Source organism: Streptococcus caprae (genome assembly GCF_042649745.1).
Classification (GTDB): domain Bacteria; phylum Bacillota; class Bacilli; order Lactobacillales; family Streptococcaceae; genus Streptococcus; species Streptococcus caprae.
This window is the reverse complement of record NZ_JBHRZV010000045.1, coordinates 66,555-90,237: the sequence shown is the minus strand read 5'-3', so window position 1 is coordinate 90,237 and position 23,683 is coordinate 66,555. Positions and strand designations below refer to the sequence as shown.

Sequence of the window (23,683 nt, the reverse complement as noted above, 5' to 3'; positions counted from 1 at the left end):
TGTTCCATATGAGTCTTTCTAATGAGTTGTTTTATCGCTTTTCATTATAGGTCATATGGGACTTTTTCTATACTCAAAAAGGCTCCATAATCTCTGCGGGGAATTTACCCACTACAGAAATTATAGAGCCCAAAAAATGAACTGCACCCCAAAAGTTAGACACAAAATCTAACAATTGGGGTGCTTTTTTATGAAATTAAGTTATGAAGATAAATTAACAATTTATCATTTGAAAAAACAAGGGATGACATGGACAAAGATTGGAAAACTATATGATGTTAATATCTCTAATATAAAATATATGGTTAGACTCATGGATCGATATGGCGCAGAGATTGTTAAGAAAAGTAAAAATAGATACTATTCTCCTGAATTAAAGCAAGAAATTATCGATAAGGTTCTTCTTGAAGGGTATTCTCAATTATCAATTTCTCTCGATTATGGACTCCCTAATCGAGGAATGCTTCCGAACTGGATAGCACAATACAAGAAAAACGGTTATACTATTGTTGAGAAACAACGAGGGAGACCATCAAAAATGGGACGTAAACCGAAAAAGAAACCAGAAGAGATGACAGAATTAGAGCGTCTTCAAAGAGAATTGGAATATCTTAGAGCGGAGAATGCCTACTTTGCAGTAGCTTGTAGCCAATCGTGTCGTCACCTTGTTCCTAACTCTTGGACAAGCCTTGCAGGGCTATTCGTAACTCGCTTCGCATCGAACGACTAGCGCCAAAAAGTTGCGAGAATACCAATTGAAGGACGAAGCAAAGCTAAAAGAGCAATAACAATCGTTCAAGAGTTAATCAACGAGTTCCCTTTGGCGATGTTACTCGAAATCTTAGACTTAAGTCGTTCAACTGACTATTATCAATTAAAACAATTGAATAAAGGGGAGAAGGACAAGGCACTCAAAGCTGAAATCAAGTCCATTTATGACGAACATAAAGGGAATTATAGTTATCGTCGTATTCACTTAGAATTACGAAATCGTGGATTTATGATTAACCACAAGAAGGTCCAACGTTTGATGAAAGTGATGGGCTTAGCGGCTCGTATTCGTAGAAAACGCAAGTATTCCTCTTACAAGGGCGAGGTAGGAAAGAAGGCTGACAACCTGATTCAACGTCAGTTTGAAGGAGCTAAACCTTATGAGAAGTGCTATACAGATGTAACGGAGTTTGCTTTAACGGAGGGAAAAGTGTACCTATCCCCTGTTATGGATGGTTATAATGGTGAAATTATTGACTTTACTTTATCTCGCTCACCGAACTTGAGACAGGTACATACCATGCTTGAAAAAACCTTTCCAGCTAACCGTTACGAGGGAACCATTCTCCATAGCGACCAAGGATGGCAATATCAACACTGGTCTTATCATCACTTTTTGGAATCTAAAGGAATTCGTCCTTCGATGTCTCGTAAGGGGAACAGTCCTGATAATGGCATGATAGAATCATTTTTTGGCATTCTTAAATCTGAGATGTTCTACGGATTTGAAAGGTTATATCAATCACTAGATGAACTTGAACAAGCTATTACAGATTACATTTTTTACTACAACAACAAACGAATCAAAACAAATTTAAAAGGACTTAGTCCTGTGCAATACAGAATTAAATCCTTTCAATAATATTCCTTGTCCAACTTTTGGGGGTCAGTACAGAGTTTATCCTGCTTTTTTTTAATATCTTATTTGCCGAAGAGTCCTTTTACTTTATCAAGGATTCCGTCAACGCCGTTAGCACCATCAAGGAGTGATTTAGCTTGTTCGAAGTATTCACCCAAGTTGTCTTTGTTTTCTTCGAGGAAAGCTTTTGCTTTATCCAAGTCACCGCCTGAGATAAGTTCTTTAACTTTGTCAAAAAGTTCGTTTGTATTCATGTGAAATACCTCTTTTTATTTTATTTACTTTTTCATTAAAACATTTTATTCTTTAATTATCAAACGTTTTCACTCAAAAACTTGAAAAAATTGCTTCTGGAACTTGTTGATGGTGAGAGATTAGGGATAATTGACCTTCTCTGTCTCGACTAAAAATTGTCAGATGATCCGAGTCTTGATGAGGAACGAGGAGAAACTGGCCATCAGGACTGAGTGCAAAATCACGAGGGATTTGGCCTTTTGTACTTTGGATATCTAAGAGATTTAGGTGGCCATCTCTAGCAATAGCAAAGCTAGCGATGGAGTCGTGTCCTCGATTGCTGACATAGAGATTTTTAGCATCGGGTGAGAGTTTGATGGCTGCGGTTGCGTTAAAACCAGTGTAATCTTCAGGTATCGTGGACAGGGTCTGGTAGTGTTCAAAGACGCCTCGACCGTTGTAGATTAGAGCTTCAACTGTTCCAGAGAGTTCGCAGACTAGGTAGGCTATTTTTTCTTTTGGATGGAAAATTAAGTGACGAGGACCAGAACCTGGTGGAGTTTGATAGATCCCTATTAAGGTCAATTTTCCCTGGGAGTCAACTTTGTAGGTCTCTAGACAATCACGTCCTAAGTCACAGGTCACGAGATACTGGTCTGGAGTCAGAATAGCTTGATGGAGGTGTGATTTTTCCTGGTTGGGATGGGGACCAGAGCCTTCGAGTTGCAGTTGGTCTGTTAATTGCAACTGTCCCTCTTCAGAGACGCTAAAGACTACTAATCGTCCTTGATGATAGGAGGAGCAGTAGAGGAGCTGACGTTTGTCGTCATAGGTAACGTGACAAAAGCTTAGTCCTTCTTCACGATAGCGGTCTAGTATGTTCCATGCTTTATCATAAACACTGATGCCACCAGCTTGTGGCGTAGTTGAAATACTAAAGTTGAAAGATGACGAGTTGAGGTCCAGGTATGAAGGGTTTGATTCTGTTGCGGCAAGTATAAGATTGTGAATTTGGCCTGTTTGAGGGTCGAATTCAGCTTGATAGATTCCCTGTGAGAGGCGCTTGGTGTATGTTCCAAAGGTGATAGTTTGGGTCATGTGGTACTCCCTAGTTTGTGAAGTTCTTAGATAAGATTATAGCATAAAGGGATTACATTAGTCTGAAAAAAACTGATAAAAGGTAGGATTTTTCTATAGTGAAGCGCTATTTACTGAAGTCTGCTCTGCTATTTTTCAAAAAATGAGGCTGAAAGTCTTGAATAGCGGGCAAGTTTGTTATAATAGAAGGGATTAGAAGGAGAGTGCGATGACCAAGTTAGCGACGATTTGCTATATCGATAATGGCAGCGAGCTTTTGCTGATGCTGCGCAATAAAAAGCCAAATGATGTCCATGAGGGCAAGTGGATTTCGGTTGGTGGCAAGCTTGAAGTGGGTGAAACACCAGATGAGTGTGCGCGCCGAGAGATTTTTGAGGAGACTGGCCTGGTGGTGAAGGAAATGGATTTTAAGGGAATGATTACCTTTCCAGAATTTACACCGGGTCATGACTGGTATACCTATGTGTTTAAGGTGACGGATTTTGAGGGGCAACTGGTTGAGGATTGTGTTGAGGGGACGCTTGAATGGGTGCCCTATGATGAAGTCTTATCTAAACCTACTTGGGAAGGGGATTACGAAATCTTTAAGTGGATTTTGGAAGATGTCCCATTTTTCTCCGCTAAATTTAGCTATGATGACCAGCAATGTCTAATTGGGAAAGAGGTAACGTTTTATGAAAAATGATGACTGGCAAGACAAGGGGACAAGCAATAAAGGCTTTGGCTTGTCTTGGTTTTCTCGCTTATTTTTGAATAACCAGGCGGCTGTCGTTTTGATGGTAACCTTGTTATTTTTCCTCAATGTCTTGGTTTTTACGCAGATTTCAACTCTATTTGAACCGATTTGGCAATTTTTCGCCATCATCATGCTTCCTTTGATTATCTCTGCGATTTTCTATTATTTACTGAAGCCAGTTGTGTCCTTGTTAGTCAAGCAGGGTATGAATAAAACCTGGGCGATTTTATTGGTATTGCTGGGGATGCTAGGGTTAATTATCTGGGGGATTTCAAGTTTAGTGCCGATGATTGAAGATCAGTTGACAGCGTTTTTCATTAATTTGCCAACCTATATTGAGCAGGTTGAAAAGAGTGCTGTCAATTTGCTGAAGGATGAACGTTTAGCGAGTTTTCGCCCGCAACTAGTCAATATGCTAGAGAATTATAGCCAGAAGGCAATTGAATTTGTTCAATCCTTTTCATCAGTTGCGGTGAATTGGGCGTCAAACTTTGCTTCAGCTTTTGCTCGAATTACGGTGGCTATTATCATGGCGCCATTTATCCTTTTCTATCTTTTAAGAGACAGTGATAAGATGAAGGCTGGGATGGTTTCGGTTGTTCCAACTAAAATGCGAACGTCTATAGGGCGGATTTTGTCAGAGATTAACAACCAGTTATCAGGCTATGTTCAAGGCCAGATTACGGTTGCTGTCATTGTTGGGATTATGTTTGCGATTATGTTTACCATTATCGGTCTGCCTTATGCGGTAACCTTTGGAATTATGGCTGGGATTTTAAACATGATTCCTTACCTAGGAAGTTTCTTGGCCATGGTGCCCGTTGTCATTCTTGGTTTGGTTTATGGACCAGTTATGCTGGTTAAGGTTATCGTGGTCTTTATTGTCGAGCAGACCATCGAGGGACGTTTTGTGACTCCGCTGATTATCGGCAGTAAGCTCAGTATTCATCCGATTACCATCCTCTTTATCCTCTTGACTTCTGGTTCTATGTTCGGTGTCTGGGGGGTATTCCTGGGGATTCCAGTCTATGCTTCCATCAAGGTGGTCGTGGTTGAAATCTTTAACTGGTATAAGGCCTATAGCGGTCTTTATGAGGAGGACCATAGCAGAGCAGTTCAGCCTGAGAACATCTTAGATGAGTATGAGACTGGTTTAGACGAGATTGAGGGAGAATAGAATGTTAAGTAATAGTGAAAAAATGCTGGCCTCCCTAGATCATGGAGACCTGGCTCATGCAGATAAGTATTTTGAGCGGGCCTTGGTGCAGGACGATCAGTCAACCCTGCTAGAATTGGCTGAGTATCTGGAAAGTATCGGTTTTTACCCTCAGGCCAAGCGGGCCTACCAACTCTTGGAAAATGATTTTCCAGAGGTCAAACTTAGCCTGGCTCAGATTGCGGCTGAAGATGGCGATATCGAAGAGGCCTTCCTATATCTGGATGGTATTGATAGCGCTAGTCCTGACTATGTGACGGCCCTCTTGGTTATGGCTGACCTCTATGATGCGGAAGGCTTGACCGATGTAGCGCGTGAGAAATTGCTTGAGGCTCACAGCCTGTCTGATGAGTCCTTGATTACCTTTGCCTTGGCTGAGATTGAGTACAACCTGGAGCATTATACCGAGAGCGTTGCCCTCTATGCGACGCTAGACAATCGTGAGATTCTGGAGACGACTGGTGTGTCGACCTATCAACGGATTGGTCGGGCCTATGCCTCTCTGGGTAAATTTGAAGCGGCCATTGAGTTTCTGGAAAAGGCTGCGGAGATTGAGTATGAGGACCAGACGGTCTTTGAACTGGCCTGCATTCTCTACGAGCAGGAGAATTACCAGCGGGCCAATACCTACTTTAAACAGTTGGAAACCTTGAACCCTGATTTTGAAGGTTATGAATATGCCTATGCCCTGTCCTTGCATGCTGAGCATGAAACAGAGCAGGCCCTTCGCCTGGCCCAGCAGGGCTTGACCAAGAATGAGTTCTCCCAACCACTCTTGCTCCTAGCTTCGCAATTGTCCTATGAGACCCATAAGCCTGAAGCAGCAGAGTCCTATCTGCGCAAGGCCCTCTCAGTTGCTGAGGATGATGAAGAGGTTTTACTGCGCTTGACCAATCTCTATCTGGAGCAGGAACGTTATGAAGAGATTGTTGAGCTGGCAAATGATGATATCGACCACATCCTGACGCGTTGGAACATTGCTAAGGCTTATCAAGAAATGGAATTAGACGAAGCCCTGACTGCCTATGAGGCTTTGGAAGTTGATTTGGGGGCTAACCCAGATTTCCTCAAGGAATACATTTATGTCCTGAGAGAATTCGGTTATCAGGACAAGGCGCGTGAACTAGCTTTTCGCTACCGTCAGCTGGTACCTGATGATCTGGAAATGGCCGACGACTGGGAGTAATTGTCACTGCGTCCTACAGGTAACACCTTTTTAAGATTGAAGCTGGGTTAGATGTCCTAGCTTCTTTCTTTTTAGGGACGAAATTTTTTCCGACCAATCATTGTTTAAGTTTTAAGCCTTGTGCTATAATAGGGTGACTAGACGAAGGAGTGACAGATGGAGCCGATTAAATTATTTCAATATAATACACTTGGCGCCTTGATGGCGGGGCTTTTCGGAGGGTCCATGACCATTGGAGAACTGTTGACCCATGGTGATATGGGGATTGGAACTCTTGATTCTATCGATGGGGAATTGATTGTCTTAGATGGCAAAGCTTATCAGGCTAAAGGCTCTGGGGACCAACCTGAAGTGGTTGAAGTCTCAGACGATGTCACAGTGCCTTACGCAGCCGTGATTTTCCATCAGGCTGAGGTCATTTTCCGCCAACGATTCGAGATGACAGATCACGAATTGGAAAAGCGAATTGAATCCTATTACGATGGGGAAAATCTCTTCCGCTCCATTAAAATTCATGGTGAATTTGCCCGCATGCGCGTGCGCATGATTCCTAAAACAACATCAGATAAGACCTTTGCGGAGGTTGCAACCCACCAGCCAGAATATACCATCGACAATGTGACAGGAACCATTGTTGGAATCTGGACACCTGAGATTTTCCACGGGGTCTCTGTGGCTGGCTATCACCTGCACTTCATCTCAGACGACCATACGTTTGGTGGTCACGTCATGGATTACGTGATTAAGCATGGGCAGGTTGAAGTTGGAGCTGTTGACCAATTGGATCAGCGGTTTCCAGTCCAAGACCGCCAATACCTCTTTGCCAAGTTTAACAGTGAACAGGTCAAAAAGGACATTGAAAAGTCGGAATAAGAGAAGTGGAAACGAAGATACTCACAGGACAAGCAGCTCTCTTAGACTCAATCATAACATCAAAACAAGGAATCTCTGTCTTGAGCGCAGATTCCTTGTTTTTATATTTGCCAGTCTATTGATGGGAGATTTTCTTAAAAAACTACTTACCAGTCAAATTAGCTTGTGTTACAATAATATTAAGAACTATTGCATCAATAATGACGCTTGAAATCCTACATCGAACAGTCAATTTCAAGGAGACGAATATGAAATCCAATTCTCAAAAATCAGAGCCTCTAAGGAATTCTCTCCCAGAGGAGTTTGTTGCTTTTGCTAGTCATAATGAGCTTCAGAAAAAAAGAGAAGAGACCTTGGAGGCAGTCGCGGCCATCAACGGTGATGTTATCATCAAACTGATGAAACGCAAGGTAAGACCCTATACGGACTATTTGACCAATTCTAATGAAAAATTAGGCATTCGTCTTAAATATGATAGTAGGGGAAAAGTTGAAGAGAAACGTCTATTTTTAGATGTTTATGATAAAGTGACGTCTAAAATTGTCATGACCTTTATAATCGTTGGTGCCGATTTGAGGAAGGCCAGTATGCAGACTTACTGGTTTCAAAGAGAATACACGTCTACCGAACTAACGCATATTGTTTACTTCATGGATGAACTAACCCAGGACATGAATGGCTTGTGCTTCATCTATTATCGCGATCACAAGATCCATCCCTTGCTAGATTATCTAACCTTTTTAGACGAGCAGGAAGAGAAGTTGAATGTATCTTTGAAGACATCTGAATCTCCTGATGACAGTTATGATGCGGATGAAGGCTTTATAGTCCCTGTTCGAATAGTGGAGAATAAGTAACTTTCTTGTGATTCGATTGCAATAGTGTTTCGTGGAAGCCACTTTATAGCAGCTTAGCAAATGATAATAATTTTTACTGATTGGGGACTAATCTGAATATCCTTAAGAGGGAATTATAGGAATTATAATATAGTAACAGTAGGCAAAAGTGAGTTAAGGAATTAGAAGAAAACCGAAGCCTCTATTTTCATAGGAGCTTCGGTTTTAGTTTAGTCCATTTATGATAGTTTCATTGAGTTGATTTTTTCTTCGGTTGGGGTGACGCGAAGGGTCTTTTGACCGGTATAGGTGACGAAGCCTGGCTTAGCACCGGTTGGTTTGTTGAGCTTTTTGGCTTCAATCATGTCGACTTGGACCAGGTTGGAGAGTCGGGCCTTGGAGTAGTAGGCAGCTAATTCAGCAGCATCTGTCTTGACCTCATCTGATGGGTCAAGGTTGTCCTTGATGATGACATGACTGCCTGGGATGTCCTTGGCGTGGAACCAGAGCTCGCCTTTCTTAGCCATCTTGAATGTCAGTTCTTCATTTTGAAGGTTGTTGCGGCCGACCATGATGATGGTTTTGCCGTCGCTAGCCAGATATTGCTCTGGCTTTTTGCGTTTGTGGCGCTTGTCACGGTGGCGACCCTTGACAAAACCTGCCTCAATCAACTCCTCTCGGATGTCTTCAATCTCATCGGTGTTGGCCTGAGAGAGGTTATAGTCGACGCTCTCGAGATAGGTGATGGTCTGTTGGGTATCTTCTATCAAACCAGTCAGGTGCTTGACCGCCTCCTTGAGTTTCTGGTAACGCTTGAAGTAGCGCTGGGCATTCTGGTTGGGAGTGAGGGCAATGTCAAGAACAATCTCGATTGGCTGACCTGTGTAGTAATTGTCCAAGGTTACACGATCACGGTCATTTGGAACCTGGCTGAGATAGGTGGTCAGAAGTTCTCCCTTTTGACGGAAGTCTTCCGCATTGTCAGTCGCAAGGAGTTCGGCCTCCTGCTTGCCTAGTTTCTTGCGGTTTTTGTCCAGCTCATTTTGAACTCGGTGGATGAGGTCGCTAGCCTGCTGGGCTACCCTGTCCCGCTCTGCCTTTTCCTGGTAGAAAAAGTCCATGGCTTCAGACAGGGTCTCAAAACTTTCTTGGCTGTCTGAGAAGGTCACAGCTGAAAAACTCTTGCTGGTTAAGGTGGCCTGAGTTGGGCGGTCAAAGAAGGCTCGGAAGGTCTTTAGCTTGTCTGGACCAGCCAGAAGGTTGCTCAATTCCTGAGCTGTGTCCCGCCCCAACCCCTGAAAGAGAGTCTGCAAGTTCTTGACTGACAAGTCCTCAGTCTGAAGGAGTTCAAAGAGCTTTTCGTCACCGATAGTAAAGGGATTTTGTCCCCTATTGGCAGGAGGAGCGATATAGGTCGAGCCAGGTAGAATGGTCCGATAAGAGTTCTGTGAAAACCCGACGTGCTTGATGGACTCGATAATCTTTTCTTCGTTTCGATCAACCAGGAGGATATTGGAATGTTTGCCCATGATTTCCATGATGAGGCTGACTTGGACCTGGTCACCGATTTCATTTTTATTGGAAATGGTAAATTCAAGGATGCGGTCGTTGTCGACTTGGCGGATGTTTTCAATGACCGCTCCTTGCAGGTATTTACGCATAATCATGGTGTAGGTATTTGGCGTTTGGGGATTTTGAAAGTCAGCCTTGGTGGTCTGAATCCGTCCAAAGACCGGATGGGCAGAGAGTAAGAGTTTGTAATTTTGGCGATTGTTGCGGATGGTCAGGACAAGCTCACGTTCAAAGGGTTGATTGACCTTTTGAATTCGCCCGTAGAGGACCTGGTCCTGCAATTCCTTGGTTAAATGATGTAAAAAAAAGCCGTCAAAAGACATGGATAACCTCGATTCTTGGTCTCCTAAAAGATAGGATTTTGCTTACCTATTATAACATAAAGAGCCTAGAAATGGCGTTTCTTTGGTGTCCTCTTTCATGTTCTTGAGAAATTTATGCTATACTAGTGCCTAAAGAAGTTAGATTGGATTGTGTGCAACAGTCTGATGCCTATAGGAGAGGGAGAATGATGATGGACAATCGTATTCAAGTGATTACTGACCAACTGGATGAGCAGGCAGCTGCGATTTATGGGGATATGATTCCTGAGTATCAGTCTGGCTATGCGGACTATGTCTACCAGACGGACAAGCCCGAGATTCAGTCTCGTCGGATTAAGAACCTAAACAAGTCCTTTCTACGTCTGCTGACCGAGCCTTATTTTTACATTCAGCCTCTGTTTCAGGCGGCAGCTGAGGAGGTGGCTAGCTGGTCCTATCCTGCTCCCTATGATTTTTATGATATGGCTCATGATGCGGAAGACATGGCAGAGCTACTCTCAGAAGAGAACCGGGAAGGTCGCTATTTCCAGGTGATTCATAACGGTGCCTTCCATGGCTTTGTCAACTTTGAGCCCAACGAAAATGACCTAGAAATCGGACTTGGTACCAACCCTAAATACGTCGGACAGGGGCTGGGACGTGGCTTTATGGAGGCTATTGAGAACCATGTCAAGGCTAATTTTGAACAGACGGAGCTAGTGCTCAGGGTTGCCCAGTTTAATGCGCGAGCCATCCATCTCTATCAAGAGTGCGGCTACAAGATTGTTGATGAGTATCATCAGGAGATAAATGGTAGTAGCTTTGCCTTTGTCAAAATGACCAAGAGCCTTAGTTAAGATGAAATCGGTGTCCTCGGGTGCCTTTTTTGTCGGGAAAGTGGTAGAATAGGACTATGAAAAAACCAACGTCTGCCTATGTGCACATCCCTTTTTGCACGCAAATCTGTTATTATTGCGACTTTTCTAAGGTCTTTATCCAGAATCAGCCGGTGGACGACTACCTGCGGGCCTTGGTGCGTGAGTTTAAGTCCTATGACATTCATCAGTTGCGGACGCTCTATATGGGCGGCGGAACGCCAACGGCTATAACGGCTGAGCAGCTGGACTATGTACTGACCGAGTTGACCAAGGAACTGGATATTTCCATGCTGGAGGAGTTCACTATCGAAGCCAATCCCGGCGATTTGGATGCGGATAAGATTGCAGTGCTGAAAAACTCGGCAGTCAATCGGGTGTCCTTGGGGGTCCAGACCTTTAACAACAAGCACCTCAAACGCATTGGACGGAGCCACAATGAGCGACAGATTTATGAGAGCATTGATAGTCTCAAGGCTGCTGGCTTTGATAACATTTCCATCGACCTCATTTACGCCCTGCCTGGTCAGACCATGGCCGATGTCAAGGAGAATGTGGCCAAGGCTTTGGCTCTGGACATTCCCCATCTCAGCCTTTACAGTTTGATTTTGGAGCACCACACGGTCTTTATGAACAAGATGCGTCGAGGCAAGCTCAATCTCCCGACCGAGGATTTGGAAGCAGAGATGTTTGACTACATCATAGCAGAGCTCAAGGCTGCTGGCTTTGAGCATTACGAGATTGCTAACTTTGCCAAGCTTGACCCAAAACGAGACTTCAAGAGCCAGCATAATTTGGTCTATTGGGACAATGCCGAGTATTTCGGTGTCGGAGCAGGAGCGTCAGGTTACCTCGAAGGTGTTCGCTACCGCAACCGTGGCCCTATCCAGCACTACCTAAAATCCGTTGCTGAAGGCAACGCCCGCCTGTCTGAAGAAGTGTTGACCAAGAACGAGATGATGGAGGAAGAATTTTTTCTGGGCTTACGCAAGAAATCTGGCATCTCTATCTCACGGTTTGAGACCAAGTTTGGCGTGACGCTGGAGCAACAATATGGTCAGGTGGTGCGTGACCTGCTAGCTGAGGAATTGATTCAAATCGAGGGCGACCAATTGAGAATGACCCAAAAGGGTCTGTTCCTGGGCGATACCGTAGCGGAGCGGTTTATTTTGGAGGAAGATGATGAGTAAAGTATTTCGTGAGACCTTTACAGTCCCCTTTGATATGGTGGACGTTAAGCAGGAGATTGTCCTGTCTCAGTTTATTTCCTACTGTCTAGGGGTGTCGGGCCGTCAGTCGGAGAGTATCGGCCGCAGCGACATGGTGGTCTTTGACACCTATGGCCTGGTCTGGGTGGTGACGGATTATCAGCTTGACATTAGTCGCCTACCCCGTTACAAGGAAGTCATTACCATTGAGACTCAGGCAGTGGCCTATGACCGCTTTATGTGTCAGCGGGACTTTCGGATTTTTGATGGAAAGGGAGAGAAGCTCCTCACCATTACCTGCTACTTTGTCCTGATTGACTTTGCCAGTCGCAAGCTGGCCCAGGTTCCAGATGAACTGATTGGTCCTTATGACTCTGAAAAAGTTAGAAAGCTCCCTAAAATCGCCAAACTCTTAGCCATGGACCATCCGACAGACACCGACTACCGGATCCGTTATTTTGACATTGACATGAACGGTCATGTCAACAACGGGGTCTATCTGGACTGGTTTTACGATGTCTTGGGCTATGACTTTCTTTTGGCCCATCGCCCTCAGACCATGCAGCTCAAGTACATCAAGGAGATTTCGCCTGGTGGCATGGTGACCTCACGCTTTGAACGGACGGGCCTGACCAGCCGCCATGATATTGTTGTTGATGGCGTGATTCATGCACAAGCATCGATTACATGGGAGGCGCGTGATGACAACTAAAGACAACTGGTTGACCTGGGCAGTCCGCCTGCAGGCCTTGGCCCAAAACGGTTTGGCTTACACGGACAATGCTTTTGACAAGGAACGTTTTGAAGAAATCCGCCAGATTGCTGCAGAGATGCTGGTGGAGCCCTCAGGTCAACCGCTAGAAGTGGTAGAAGACCTCTTTGTAAATGAAACAGGCTACCAGACCCCCAAACTCGATACCCGCGCAGCTATTTTCCAAGAGGATAAAATCCTTCTAGTCCAAGAAAGTGATGGGCGCTGGAGTCTACCTGGTGGCTGGTGTGATGTTTTTCAATCGCCCATGGATAATACAGTCAAGGAAGCCAAGGAAGAGGCGGGATTGGATGTAGTGGCCTACCGTCTAGTGGCTGTGCTGGACAAGCATAAGCATCAACCTAGCCGTTCTGCCCATCATGTGACCAAGATGTTCTTCCTCTGTAAGAATCTGGGTGGTCAGTTTGTTGCGAACACGGAGACGCTGGATAGCCAGTATTTTGCACTAAATGAGTTACCAGAACTCTCTATTAACAAGACTAGCGAAGACCAGATTGCCCTCTGTTACGAAGCCTATAAGGCCGAGCAGTGGGAGGCTGTGTTTGATTGAAAAATTGCCCTAAACCCAGTTTTTGATAAATATAAAAAAGCAAGTTACTCACTCGAGAACTTGCTTTTTCTATTAAGGAATAGGATGTGTAACCGAGACTAAGGAATCATCCTAATTATAATTTGTCATTCACCAGTAGTATGCTTAGTGATTTTCTTTAGCCAAAATAGAGTAGGGTTTTACAGTGACAAACTGTCCTTTGACTTTCCGAATTTGGCGCATTGTCCCTTCGTAGGACATGCCTAATTTTTCCATGACCCGTCCAGAGGCTGGGTTGCGGACGTCATGGATTGCTTCGATACGGTTGAGCCCAAGTTGCTGAAAACCAAAGTCTAGGAGTGCTTTTCCTGCTTCAGTAACGTAACCTTTATTCCACCATTGTTGACCGATACAGTAACCTAACTCGGCAACAAGGTCACGCTCCGATAGCGATACAAAAGTGAAAGTGCCAATTAGTTCGCCAGTTTCTTTGATTTCAATGCCCCAATTGTAAAAATTGGGTTGGTCATATTGTTGACACCAAAAAGCCATGAGTTCAGCAGTTTCTTCAGAATTTGCATGAGTTTCCCAGGTCACATAGCGAGAGACGTCTACATCATTCGCCCAATTATCATACATGGCTTGCGTATCAGATAAGGTAAGTGGCCGTAACCGTAAACGTTCGGTTTCAATGAGGACTGTTCCAAGATGTTTCATTAGTATCCCCCCTTTCCACATATTCTATCAAGAAGGTAGATTTCTGTAAAGATACAGTTATATTATCCGAATTCGTAGAGTTAGAAAAGAAAAATTAAGTTATCCTTTATCAGATTTTACTTGGAAAACATGCTATAATGGAAAAATAATAATTGCTAATAATCAAAATTTGACAAGGCATGTTAAGACAGGCGCAAAAGAACTAGACAAGGAAACCTAGTGATTTATAGCTTTGATTTTAGAAGAGCATAATTGACGGAGGACCACATGACCTATAAGGGTTATTTGATTGATTTAGACGGAACAATTTACAAGGGGAAGGACCGGATTCCAGCAGGGGAGCGGTTTGTGCAGGCCTTGCAGGAGAGGGGCTTGCCTTACCTGTTTGTGACCAATAATACCACGCGGACGCCAGAAGATATCCAGACCATGCTGTCCAGCCAGTTTGGCATAGAGACAGGAATTGAGACCATCTACACAGCGACCCAGGCCACAGTGGACTACATGAATGACCTGGGTTATGAGAAGACGGCTTACGTTATTGGAGAGAGTGGGCTCAAGTCAGCTATTGAGGCAGCAGGCTATACCTTGACGGGAGACCAGCCAGCCTATGTGGTTGTTGGCCTGGATTGGCAGGTGGATTATGAAAAGTTTGTAGCAGCTACCCTAGCCATCCAAAACGGGGCGACCTTTATCGGGACCAATCCCGACCTCAACATTCCAACCGAACGAGGGCTTTTGCCAGGTGCAGGTTCCTTGTTGGCCCTCCTTGAAGCAGCAACTCGTGTCAAACCCGTCATCATGGGCAAGCCTGAAGCCATCATCATGGACAAGGCCTTGGCGCTGTTAGGGACACCGCGGGAAGAGACCCTTATGGTGGGAGACAATTACCTGACTGATATCCGGGCTGGGATTGACAACGGTTTTCCGACTCTTTTAGCCTTGACAGGTTTTACCAAGCCAGAGGAAGTAGAGGGCTTGCCGATTGCACCGACCCATGTGGTTCATTCCTTGGATGAATGGAGCTTCGATGAAAACTAAGCTATCACTTATTTCAACAGTCCTAACAGTACTTAGTCTAGCAATACTCTTGACCATTTACCTGGCCTGGTTGATTTATCCCTGGGAGGTGGTTAGTCTGGGCTTAACCTCTTGGACTGGTTTGGACAAGGCGACCTTGCTGGCTAATTTTAATCATCTGATGGATTATTTGACTAATCCCTTATCACAAGTTTTGAACATGCCGGATTTTCCATCCTCTGCCAGTGGTCTTAAGCACTTTGCAGATGTTAAGGGCCTCTTTCATCTGACCCAGACTATCTTTCTGATAACGGTCATCCCAACCATCCTATTTTTGAAAAAATCTGGTCAGTTCAAGTCGCTTTGGATCCATAGCAAGACCTGGTGGGGCTTGGTTGTTCTACCTATCCTCATTGGTGGAATAGGAGCCGTTCTAGGGTTTGAGACCTTCTTTACCGTCTTTCATCAGTTGCTATTTCCTGGAGATTCTTCCTGGCTCTTTGACCCAGCGACGGATCCTGTCATCATGGCCCTACCTGCTAATTTTTTCCTGCACTGTTTTTTGTTGTTCTTCGTCATTTATGAAATCCTGAGTCTTACACTCCTGTGCTGGTCAAAGGCACAGCAGAAGCAGTTCAAACAGGGTCAGAAGCAGTCTTTTTAGTCAGCGACTGTCAATTCAATCGGTTTCGCTCTGCTATGGTCCAAAAGGAATCGTTTACATTGAAAAAATCCTTAAAATGCCTTAATCTTTTGGCATTTTTTTGTTATACTTGATGAGGTTGAAAATTGTAGTGACTATAAATCTCTGCAATGAATTGAAATTGTTTCAAACTTTTCTCAAATACTGGAGTTCAGAACAGTTTGAAGTGATTTTAAGGCTAAAAAATACGCTAAAGCGAGGAATTATTTTGGAACAAGAACACAAAAGTCCGCTGATTAATACGATTGATTACTCCATTCGCAAAAAAGCTGACTTGATTGAGAAGAACTACTGGGCCTATGCTTTGCGGGCGGTCTTTGCCAGCATTTATTTGACCATCGGTCTTGCAATCTCAATCTACGTCTGTGATAAGCTCAATCATATCGTTGACGGTCTCGGTAAGTTTGGTTACGGTCTCATGTTTGGTTGGTGTTTGGTCATGATTGTTTACATGAACGCCGAACTTGGTACCTCTAACATGATGTACATGGTGAATGCTGTTCACCGTAAGGTTATCCCAACTAAAACAGCCTGGAAAATCTTGGCGACTTGTATCTTTTTTAACTTTGTTGGTGCCGTGATTGCGACCTTCTTTATGTCCCAAACCTTGCCATTTAGTGCAGGACACTTTGAGCCTGATACCAGCTATCTGATTTCTGCGGTAACAACTAAATTAGAGAAAACGCCATGGACCCAGTTTGTTGAAGGAATCTTCGCCAACATGGTTGTTAACATCTCAGTCTTTGTTTCTATGCGGATGAAGGATGATGCTGGTAAGGTCATTTCAACGATTTTCATCATCTTTATCTTTGCCTTCCTTGGCTTTGAACACGTTATCGCTAACTTCTCTACTTTCTCCCTGGCTTTCTTTACCAATGGTGGTCCAGTAGAAGGTATGACCGTGATGAGTGTACTGTCCAACTTCCTTTTCGCAGGACTTGGAAACTTCGTCGGTGGTGGCTTGCTGATTGGTCTCAACTACAGCTGGCTCAACAACCGCAGTGAGAAGTACGTCGATTAATTCTTTCTTATTTGAATCATAGCAGAGCTTCCTCAGGAGGCTCTGTTTTGGCTTCGTTCAAAAATTATAAATTTGTATCATTCGGATCAATCATCGGGAAGTAATAAAGAATTGAGTACAGGTTTGAACACAAAAACGTGTAATTCTTGGTCTTTTGTAAAACGTTTTCAAGAATTATAATGAACATGTAACAAAAATCTTATTAAAAAGAGGTAAATGAAATGGATGTATTACTCTCCATCTTGCAGTGGTTCTCACTGAACATTTTGCAGAAACCAGCTTTTTTCGTTGGTTTGCTGGTATTTATCGGATACTTGCTCTTGAAAAAGCCATTCCACGATGTCTTTGCAGGATTTGTTAAGGCAACAGTTGGATACATGATTTTGAATGTAGCAGCATCTGGACTGGTTGTGACTTTCCGTCCAATTCTTGCAGCCTTGAATTACAAGTTCAATATCGGTGCGGCAGTTATTGACCCTTACTTTGGACTTGCAGCGGTTAATAATAAAATTGCCGAAGAGTTTCCAACGTTTGCCGGTATCGCAGCGTCAGCATTGCTGATTGGATTCTTTGTCAATATTCTTCTAGTTGCCCTTCGTAAGGTAACTAAGGTGCGGACCTTGTTTATCACAGGTCACATCATGGTGCAACAAGCAACTACAGTTTCATTGATGATTATCTTCCTCTTGGGAGGTTTTGTTGGTAAGAATGTCGGTCTTGCAACTGTATTAACGGGTATTGTCTGTGGTTTGTACTGGGCAGTCAGCTCAAACATGACAGTTGAGCCAACACAACGCCTGACAGGTGGCGGTGGATTTGCCATCGGTCACCAACAACAATTTGCCATCTGGTTTGTGGACAAAGTTGCACCAAAATTGGGTAAAAAAGAAGACAACTTGGATAACCTTAAATTGCCAGCCTTCTTAAACATCTTCCATGATACAGTTGTTGCTTCTGCAACATTGATGTTGGTCTTCTTCGGGGCCATTCTCTACGTCCTTGGTCCAGACATCATGTCTAATCCAGAAGTTATCACATCAGGAACTCTTTACGCAGGTCCTGAAAAACAAGCCTTCTTCATGTATGTGGTTGAAGTAGCCTTTACCTTCTCCGTTTACTTGTTCATCTTGATGCAAGGTGTACGGATGTTCGTTGCTGAATTGACAAATGCCTTCCAAGGGATCTCTGCCAAACTCTTGCCAGGTTCATTTCCAGCGGTTGACGTTGCGGCTTCTTACGGATTTGGCTCATCTAGTGCTGTGCTCTTCGGTTTCGTATCTGGTTTGATCGGACAGTTGATTACGATCATCTTGCTCATTGTCTTTAAGAACCCAGTTCTTATCATCACTGGTTTCGTTCCAGTATTCTTTGATAATGCGGCAATCGCCGTATACGCTGACAAACGTGGTGGTTGGAAAGCAGCAGTTATTCTCTCATTCTTATCCGGGGTGCTTCAAGTTGCGCTTGGTGCAGTAGCAGTTTCCCTTCTTGGTTTGGCCTCATTTGGTGGTTACCATGGTAATATTGACTTCGTTCTTCCTTGGGTGCCATTTGCCTATAGCTTTAAATACCTTGGAATCGCTGGTTTTGCTGTGGTTTGTCTCTTCTTATTGGCTATCCCACAATTGCAGTTCGCTAAAGCTAAAGACAAAGAAGCCTACTATCGTGGCGATGTTCAAGCAGAAGAAACTGTGGTAAACTAATTAAGTATTAATAATCAAATACACAATAAGAGTTGTGCATAGAAAGAGGAAAAATTATGGTTAAAGTATTGACAGCTTGCGGAAACGGTATGGGATCATCAATGGTGATCAAAATGAAAGTTGAAAATGCTCTTCGTCAGCTTGGTGTGACAGATATTCAATCAGCTTCTTGCTCAGTTGGTGAAGCCAAAGGACTGGCTTCAGGCTATGACATTGTCGTTGCTTCAAACCACTTGATTTCAGAGTTAGAAGGCCGTACAAATGGTAAATTGGTAGGTCTTGATAATTTGATGGATGACAATGAAATTAAAACAAAGCTAGCTGCCATTTTGGAATAGACAAGAGGGAAGGTTGGGGAAACCCAACCTCCTTATTTTAAAAAGTACTAAGAGGTTTGATCATGAACTTAAAAAAATCATTTATCGAAAATAATTCTATTCGTCTGGGCTTAAGTGCAGATACCTGGGAAAAAGCTGTCGAATTAGCTGTTCAGCCCCTCATTGACAGTGGAGCTGCGACACGACGCTATTATGATGCCATCATTGCTTCAACAGAAAAGTATGGACCATACTATATTCTTATGCCAGGGATGGCAATGCCTCATGCTGAAGCAGGAGATGGTGTCAATCGAGATTCATTTGCTCTCATTACCCTCAAAGAACCTGTGACCTTTTCAGATGGAAAAGAAGTTAGTGTGCTTTTGACTTTGGCAGCTACAACACCTGCTATTCATACATCTGTCGCAATCCCCCAAATCATTGCCCTGTTTGAATTGGAAAATTCTATTGGGCGTTTGGTAGCATGTCAAACACCAGAAGAAGTCTTAGAAATGGTAGAAGAATCAAAATCTAGTCCCTACCTTGAAGGTTTTGATTTAGAAGACTAATTATAGTTAAATTATTGGAAACAGCATTTTGGTGCTGTTTTTTCAATCGATATAAGTCTCAACACAGTCCAAAAATGAACACTGGGCTGTGTTTTATTTGGTCTTTTTTGAACACTGCGAGCGTTTTATAATGAAGGAGTAATGGGGTAACCCAAATGCCATGAATAAAGGAGTCTAACTATGACAAAACAAATTCCAAATCTCCAAGTCGCTCTCGATCACTCAGACCTCAAAGGGGCTATTAAAGCAGCCGTTTCAGTGGGCCACGAAGTGGATATCATCGAAGCAGGTACGGTATGCCTTCTCCAAGTTGGTAGCGAATTGGTCGAAGTTCTTCGCAACCTCTTCCCAGAAAAAATCATCGTTGCAGATACTAAGTGTGCGGATGCTGGCGGTACCGTCGCGAAAAACAACGCAGTACGTGGTGCTGACTGGATGACCTGTATCTGTTCTGCAACGATTCCAACAATGGAAGCTGCTCTGAAAGCCATTAAGGAAGTGCGCGGTGACAAGGGAGAAATCCAAATCGAACTCTACGGGGACTGGACTTATGAACAAGCACAGCTCTGGCTCGATGCAGGGATCTCTCAAGCTATCTACCACCAATCACGTGATGCTCTACTTGCTGGCGAAACTTGGGGTGAAAAAGACCTCAATAAAGTGAAAAAACTCATCGACATGGGCTTCCGTGTGTCTGTGACAGGCGGACTGGATGTCGATACACTCAAACTCTTTGAAGGCGTAGATGTCTACACATTCATCGCTGGCCGTGGGATTACCGAGGCGGATAATCCAGCTGCAGCTGCCCGTGAGTTCAAAGATGAAATCCGCCGTATCTGGGGGTAAACATGACACGTCCTATTGGGATTTACGAAAAGGCGACACCCAAGCACTTCACGTGGTTGGAACGCCTGCAATTTGCAAAAGAATTAGGCTTTGACTTTGTCGAAATGTCTGTCGATGAAACAGATGCCCGTTGGGCTCGTCTCGACTGGACAAAAGAAGAACGTCTTGACGTCGTGAAAGCTATCTACGAAACAGGTGTTCGGATTCCGACCATCTGCTTCTCTGGCCATCGCCGTTATCCGCTTGGATCAAACGATCCAGAGCTGGAAACAGAAGCATTGTCAGCTATGAAAAAATGTATCGAACTGGCCCAAGACTTGGGTGTTCGTGTCATTCAATTAGCTGGTTACGATGTTTACTATGAAGAAAAGTCTCCTGAAACACGTGAGCGTTTTATCCGCAACTTGAGGAAATCATGTGACTGGGCAGAGCAAGCACAGGTCATTTTGTCCATAGAAATTATGGATGATCCATTCATCAACTCAATTGAAAAATACAAGGCGATTGAGAAAGAAATCAACTCTCCCTATCTCTTTGTCTACCCAGACACAGGAAATGTCTCTGCTTGGCACAACGATATCTGGAGTGAGTTTTACCTTGGTCATCGTTCCATCGCAGCTATTCACTTGAAAGATACCTATGCTGTCACAGAAACCTCAAAAGGTCAGTTCCGTGATGTGCCTTTTGGTCAAGGCTGTGTGGACTGGGAAAATATGTTTGCAGTTCTGAAAAAGACCAATTACCAAGGGCCATTTTTGATTGAAATGTGGTCAGAAAATTGTGAAACGGTAGAAGAAACCAAGGCCGCTATCAAAAAGGCACAAGATTTCCTTTACCCATTAATTGAGAAAGCAGGATTATAAGACATGCCAAAAGATTTACAAGAAATGCGCCAACGTGTCTATGAGGCGAACGTGGCTCTCCCCAAACATGGTCTCGTCAAATTTACTTGGGGAAATGTGTCTGAAGTGTGCCGGGAACTTGGTCGCATCGTCATCAAGCCTTCCGGTGTAGATTACGACAAATTGACCCCTGAAAACATGGTCGTGACGGACCTTGACGGGAACGTGGTGGAAGGAGACCTCAATCCATCGTCTGACCTCAAGACCCATGTGGAGCTCTACAAGGCTTGGCCTGAAATCGGAGCCGTGGTTCACACCCACTCAACAGAAGCTGTTGGCTGGGCCCAGGCTGGTCGTGACATTCCTTTTTATGGGACCACGCACGCGGATTACTTCTATGGGCCAGTGCCTTGTGCCCGCTCTTTGACAGCAGAAGAAGTCAACTCTGCCTACGAAAAAGAAACTGGAACTGTCATTATCGAAGAATTTACTCGCCGTGGGATTAATCCAGTTGCTATTCCAGGGATTGTGGTTCGAAATCATGGCCCATTCACATGGGGTAAAGACCCAGCACAAGCGGTTTACCACAGTGTTGTCCTTGAAGAAGTGGCCCGGATGAATCGTTACACTGAGCAAATCAATCCACGAGTTGAACCTGCCCCACAATATATTCTTGATAAGCACTACCTCCGTAAACACGGTCCTAATGCCTATTATGGTCAAAAAGGGGATGCTCATTAATAACCTTAGACTGATTCCCTCACTCTCTTAAAAATTGAACAAGTTAATCGGTAAATCATGTGTTAGTTGATTTGCCGATTTTTAACAATAAGTAGACTGAGTTAACAAGAAAGTTTGAGAAAAATATTATAATCGATGATGTTAATGTTATAATGGATAGGTCGTGATTATAAGAAAAAATGAGTGTCGAAGTCCTAATGAATCCGTTATTTAATAAGGGTTACAGAGTTTTTGATTAGAAAACAGTTGTGTGGTTTTAGTTTAAACTTAGCTAATTTTTAGTGATGAATTATAGTAATTGATGTGAGATGGAGGAGAAGAATGTTTGTACTTGATAAAAAGAGCTATGATCTTCTGATTTATTTAATGGGACTTGAGAACCCAGAAACCATCATGGAGATTTCAAAGACTCTTAATCAGTCGAGACGTAAAATTTATTATCATTTGGATAAGATTAATGATGTTCTCCCAGCTGATGTTGACAAGATTATCAGCTATCCCAGAGTAGGTATCGTATTGAGTTCTGCTCAAAAGTCAGCCTGTCAAGAACTGTTAGCGCAATTGGATGATTACTCCTATGTCATGAGTGTGGAAGAGCGAATTCAACTGACCTTGACTTATATTGCGATTTCTAAAGAGAGAGTCACCTTAGAAAAGTTGATGAAGTTGAACGATGTTTCTAGGAATACAGTTTTAAATGACTTGAATGACATACGGTCTAAGTTAAGTGAAGAAGAGTATGACATTCAGTTACAGGTAACTAAAGTAAGTGGCTATTATTTCGTTTGTCATCCCTTATCAAAGATACAATTTTTATATCGACTTCTCTACCGTATCTATACGGAGGGGAATAAGAATTTTGTAGACATTATTCGTGATCGACTTATTGACCTGACAGGGTTAAAGCAGTATTTTTCCGATGAGGTAAATAATTATATTCATCAATCTCTAACCTGTGCTCAGGAAACTCTGGGAAAAACCTTAAATCCACAAGATAGTCTGTTTATGGTTCAGATTTTACCCTATTTATTGTTGAGTTATCGTAGTATTGAATTGACAGAAGAAGAACGCCAAGCGGTTAATCGGGATTTTAGCTTAACCTGGAAACGGAAAGAATACGCTCTAGCTAGTAAGATTGCTCAGGGCTTGGAGCAAAGATTTGAGTTGCAATTAGATAAAATTGAGATTAGTCTTGTGGCCATGCTCTTATTGTCCTTTAGGAAAGATCGTGATTCTCATTTAGAGAGTCAAGATTATGCAGAGATGAAGACGGTCTTAAATCGTTTCTTGATGGCTTTAAGTGAGCAATATCACTTGAATTTTAAACATTATGATGATTTATTAAATCAGTTGCTTCGCCATTGCAAAGCTTTGTTATATCGAAAGACTTACGGCATTGTTTCAGTTAATCCATTAACGCAGCAAATTAAAACCCGCTATTCAGATTTATTCCAAATGACACAAGGCTGTGCCTCTCTCCTTGAGGAATCTTGGCTTATTCGGTTGAATGATGATGACATTGCCTATTTGGTCATTCATTTGGGAGGCGAGTTAGTTAAAGATGTTTCGCAATTACAAGAAAATAAATCTGTGATTATTGTTTGTGATGAAGGAATTGGAATTCAGAAATTACTGCTGAGTCAATGTGAGAGTATACTCAATCACTGCCTTATCCAGGCCGTGTTTACCTCAGAACAATTTTACAGTGTAGCCGATATTGTGGTTGCTGATATTGTCATCTCAACGAGCGATGCTTTGGAAACCTCTTTACCAGTGATGGTTGTTCAACCGATATTGACGGAGTTGGATCGGATGAAACTTTCGCGAATTTTCAATCACCGAGAGAACGAGGAGTTTGTTTCAATCAGTCAAAAACTTGAAAATTGCCTTCAACCTTATGTTCCAGATGTAGATGAACGCCGTGTCTTGAAAGCTCAAATTAGTCATATTTTGGAACAAGAGATGATGCAATCCAATAAACTTTAAATTAAGTTAAGAATATTAATTTTTTTGTCGGAGTGAAGTGAGTTTCACTTCTTTTTTAGATGGCAAAAAATGATTATAATAGCCCAAAACTGAACACAAATTTGTGTGTTTCTTGGTCTTTTTATGGGAGGTTATTTGGACTATACTAGTC

At 43.2% G+C, this 23,683-nt stretch carries 23 protein-coding genes and 1 pseudogene; 20 read left to right on the top strand and 4 right to left on the bottom strand.

All coding sequences use genetic code 11. The features are described from left to right. The first annotated feature begins 190 nt into the window (after positions 1-190). A pseudogene (locus ACFORF_RS06120) lies at positions 191-1,633 on the top strand (IS3 family transposase). A 59-nt stretch (positions 1,634-1,692) separates the two neighbouring features. Here the strand turns inward: ACFORF_RS06120 and ACFORF_RS06115 are convergent. Together ACFORF_RS06115 and ACFORF_RS06110 are read right to left on the bottom strand one after the other, a co-directional pair. Next, complete coding sequence (locus ACFORF_RS06115) at positions 1,693-1,884, bottom strand: hypothetical protein (protein ID WP_380426418.1); 192 nt, start codon at positions 1,882-1,884, stop codon at positions 1,693-1,695. A 73-nt stretch (positions 1,885-1,957) separates the two neighbouring features. Then, complete coding sequence (locus tag ACFORF_RS06110; RefSeq protein WP_380426416.1) at positions 1,958-2,962, bottom strand: lactonase family protein; 1,005 nt, start codon at positions 2,960-2,962, stop codon at positions 1,958-1,960. Positions 2,963-3,170: 208 nt separating this feature from the next. Here ACFORF_RS06110 and ACFORF_RS06105 point away from each other — a divergent pair, with 208 nt between their 5' ends. The 5 genes from ACFORF_RS06105 (at position 3,171) to ACFORF_RS06085 (ending at position 7,830) form a co-directional block, all read left to right on the top strand. Next, positions 3,171-3,647 carry an NUDIX hydrolase gene (locus tag ACFORF_RS06105; protein WP_380426414.1) on the top strand — a complete coding sequence of 159 codons (477 nt, stop codon included), beginning with the start codon at positions 3,171-3,173 and terminating at the stop codon, positions 3,645-3,647. Further along, positions 3,637-4,875 (top strand): AI-2E family transporter, encoded by a 1,239-nt coding sequence (locus ACFORF_RS06100; protein ID WP_380426412.1) that lies wholly within the window; start codon positions 3,637-3,639, stop codon positions 4,873-4,875. Before ACFORF_RS06105 ends, ACFORF_RS06100 begins: the two co-directional genes overlap by 11 nt. A gap of 1 nt (position 4,876) precedes the next feature. Then, positions 4,877-6,100: a tetratricopeptide repeat protein gene (locus tag ACFORF_RS06095; RefSeq protein ID WP_380426410.1), complete on the top strand. Its 1,224-nt coding sequence runs from the start codon at positions 4,877-4,879 to the stop codon at positions 6,098-6,100. Between the two features lie 156 nt (positions 6,101-6,256). Further along, on the top strand, positions 6,257-6,973 hold the full coding sequence (gene budA, locus ACFORF_RS06090; protein WP_380426408.1) for an acetolactate decarboxylase: 717 nt from the start codon (positions 6,257-6,259) through the stop codon (positions 6,971-6,973). Between the two features lie 248 nt (positions 6,974-7,221). After that, complete coding sequence (locus ACFORF_RS06085) at positions 7,222-7,830, top strand: hypothetical protein (RefSeq protein WP_380426406.1); 609 nt, start codon at positions 7,222-7,224, stop codon at positions 7,828-7,830. Positions 7,831-8,048: 218 nt separating this feature from the next. On the opposite strand, the gene ACFORF_RS06080 is transcribed toward ACFORF_RS06085, so the two are convergent. Then, complete coding sequence (locus ACFORF_RS06080; protein ID WP_380426404.1) at positions 8,049-9,704, bottom strand: Rqc2 family fibronectin-binding protein; 1,656 nt, start codon at positions 9,702-9,704, stop codon at positions 8,049-8,051. A gap of 191 nt (positions 9,705-9,895) precedes the next feature. On the opposite strand from ACFORF_RS06080, the gene ACFORF_RS06075 reads away from it, so the two are divergent. The 4 genes from ACFORF_RS06075 to ACFORF_RS06060 are packed head-to-tail and all read left to right on the top strand — an operon-like array spanning position 9,896 to position 13,088. Then, positions 9,896-10,540, top strand: coding sequence for a GNAT family N-acetyltransferase (locus tag ACFORF_RS06075; RefSeq protein WP_380426402.1), 645 nt, complete (start codon positions 9,896-9,898; stop codon positions 10,538-10,540). Positions 10,541-10,596: 56 nt separating this feature from the next. Further along, on the top strand, positions 10,597-11,748 hold the full coding sequence (gene hemW, locus ACFORF_RS06070; RefSeq protein ID WP_380426400.1) for a radical SAM family heme chaperone HemW: 1,152 nt from the start codon (positions 10,597-10,599) through the stop codon (positions 11,746-11,748). Beyond that, entirely contained in the window at positions 11,741-12,478 is a 738-nt protein-coding gene (locus ACFORF_RS06065; RefSeq protein ID WP_380426398.1) for an acyl-ACP thioesterase domain-containing protein, read from the top strand. The genes hemW and ACFORF_RS06065 overlap by 8 nt, the downstream gene beginning before the upstream one ends. After that, entirely contained in the window at positions 12,468-13,088 is a 621-nt protein-coding gene (locus tag ACFORF_RS06060; protein ID WP_380426396.1) for an NUDIX hydrolase N-terminal domain-containing protein, read from the top strand. Before ACFORF_RS06065 ends, ACFORF_RS06060 begins: the two co-directional genes overlap by 11 nt. Before the next feature lie 144 nt (positions 13,089-13,232). Here the strand turns inward: ACFORF_RS06060 and ACFORF_RS06055 are convergent, their stop codons facing one another. After that, positions 13,233-13,784, bottom strand: coding sequence for a GNAT family N-acetyltransferase (locus ACFORF_RS06055; protein WP_380426394.1), 552 nt, complete (start codon positions 13,782-13,784; stop codon positions 13,233-13,235). A 267-nt stretch (positions 13,785-14,051) separates the two neighbouring features. Here ACFORF_RS06055 and ACFORF_RS06050 point away from each other — a divergent pair, with 267 nt between their 5' ends. The 10 genes from ACFORF_RS06050 (at position 14,052) to ACFORF_RS06005 (ending at position 23,532) form a co-directional block, all read left to right on the top strand. Next, a complete protein-coding gene (locus ACFORF_RS06050; protein WP_380426392.1) occupies positions 14,052-14,825 on the top strand; it encodes a TIGR01457 family HAD-type hydrolase in 774 nt (257 codons plus the stop codon). Beyond that, the gene (locus ACFORF_RS06045) at positions 14,815-15,468 is read left to right on the top strand and encodes a TIGR01906 family membrane protein (protein ID WP_380426390.1); all 654 of its coding nucleotides are present in this window, start codon (positions 14,815-14,817) and stop codon (positions 15,466-15,468) included. Before ACFORF_RS06050 ends, ACFORF_RS06045 begins: the two co-directional genes overlap by 11 nt. Positions 15,469-15,715: 247 nt before the next feature. After that, the gene (locus tag ACFORF_RS06040) at positions 15,716-16,528 is read left to right on the top strand and encodes a formate/nitrite transporter family protein (RefSeq protein ID WP_380426388.1); all 813 of its coding nucleotides are present in this window, start codon (positions 15,716-15,718) and stop codon (positions 16,526-16,528) included. Between the two features lie 221 nt (positions 16,529-16,749). Beyond that, positions 16,750-18,231 carry a PTS ascorbate transporter subunit IIC gene (locus ACFORF_RS06035; RefSeq protein WP_380426386.1) on the top strand — a complete coding sequence of 494 codons (1,482 nt, stop codon included), beginning with the start codon at positions 16,750-16,752 and terminating at the stop codon, positions 18,229-18,231. A gap of 56 nt (positions 18,232-18,287) precedes the next feature. Continuing rightward, positions 18,288-18,569 carry a PTS sugar transporter subunit IIB gene (locus ACFORF_RS06030; protein WP_380426384.1) on the top strand — a complete coding sequence of 94 codons (282 nt, stop codon included), beginning with the start codon at positions 18,288-18,290 and terminating at the stop codon, positions 18,567-18,569. A gap of 62 nt (positions 18,570-18,631) precedes the next feature. Further along, complete coding sequence (locus ACFORF_RS06025; RefSeq protein ID WP_380426382.1) at positions 18,632-19,117, top strand: PTS sugar transporter subunit IIA; 486 nt, start codon at positions 18,632-18,634, stop codon at positions 19,115-19,117. A 180-nt stretch (positions 19,118-19,297) separates the two neighbouring features. Further along, complete coding sequence (locus ACFORF_RS06020; RefSeq protein WP_380426380.1) at positions 19,298-19,963, top strand: 3-keto-L-gulonate-6-phosphate decarboxylase UlaD; 666 nt, start codon at positions 19,298-19,300, stop codon at positions 19,961-19,963. Positions 19,964-19,965: 2 nt separating this feature from the next. After that, positions 19,966-20,826: an L-ribulose-5-phosphate 3-epimerase gene (locus tag ACFORF_RS06015; protein ID WP_380426378.1), complete on the top strand. Its 861-nt coding sequence runs from the start codon at positions 19,966-19,968 to the stop codon at positions 20,824-20,826. A gap of 3 nt (positions 20,827-20,829) precedes the next feature. After that, positions 20,830-21,546, top strand: a complete 717-nt coding sequence (locus tag ACFORF_RS06010) for an L-ribulose-5-phosphate 4-epimerase (RefSeq protein ID WP_380426376.1) — start codon at positions 20,830-20,832, stop codon at positions 21,544-21,546. A gap of 321 nt (positions 21,547-21,867) precedes the next feature. Next, positions 21,868-23,532, top strand: a complete 1,665-nt coding sequence (locus ACFORF_RS06005) for a BglG family transcription antiterminator (protein ID WP_380426375.1) — start codon at positions 21,868-21,870, stop codon at positions 23,530-23,532. Positions 23,533-23,683 lie beyond the last annotated feature (151 nt).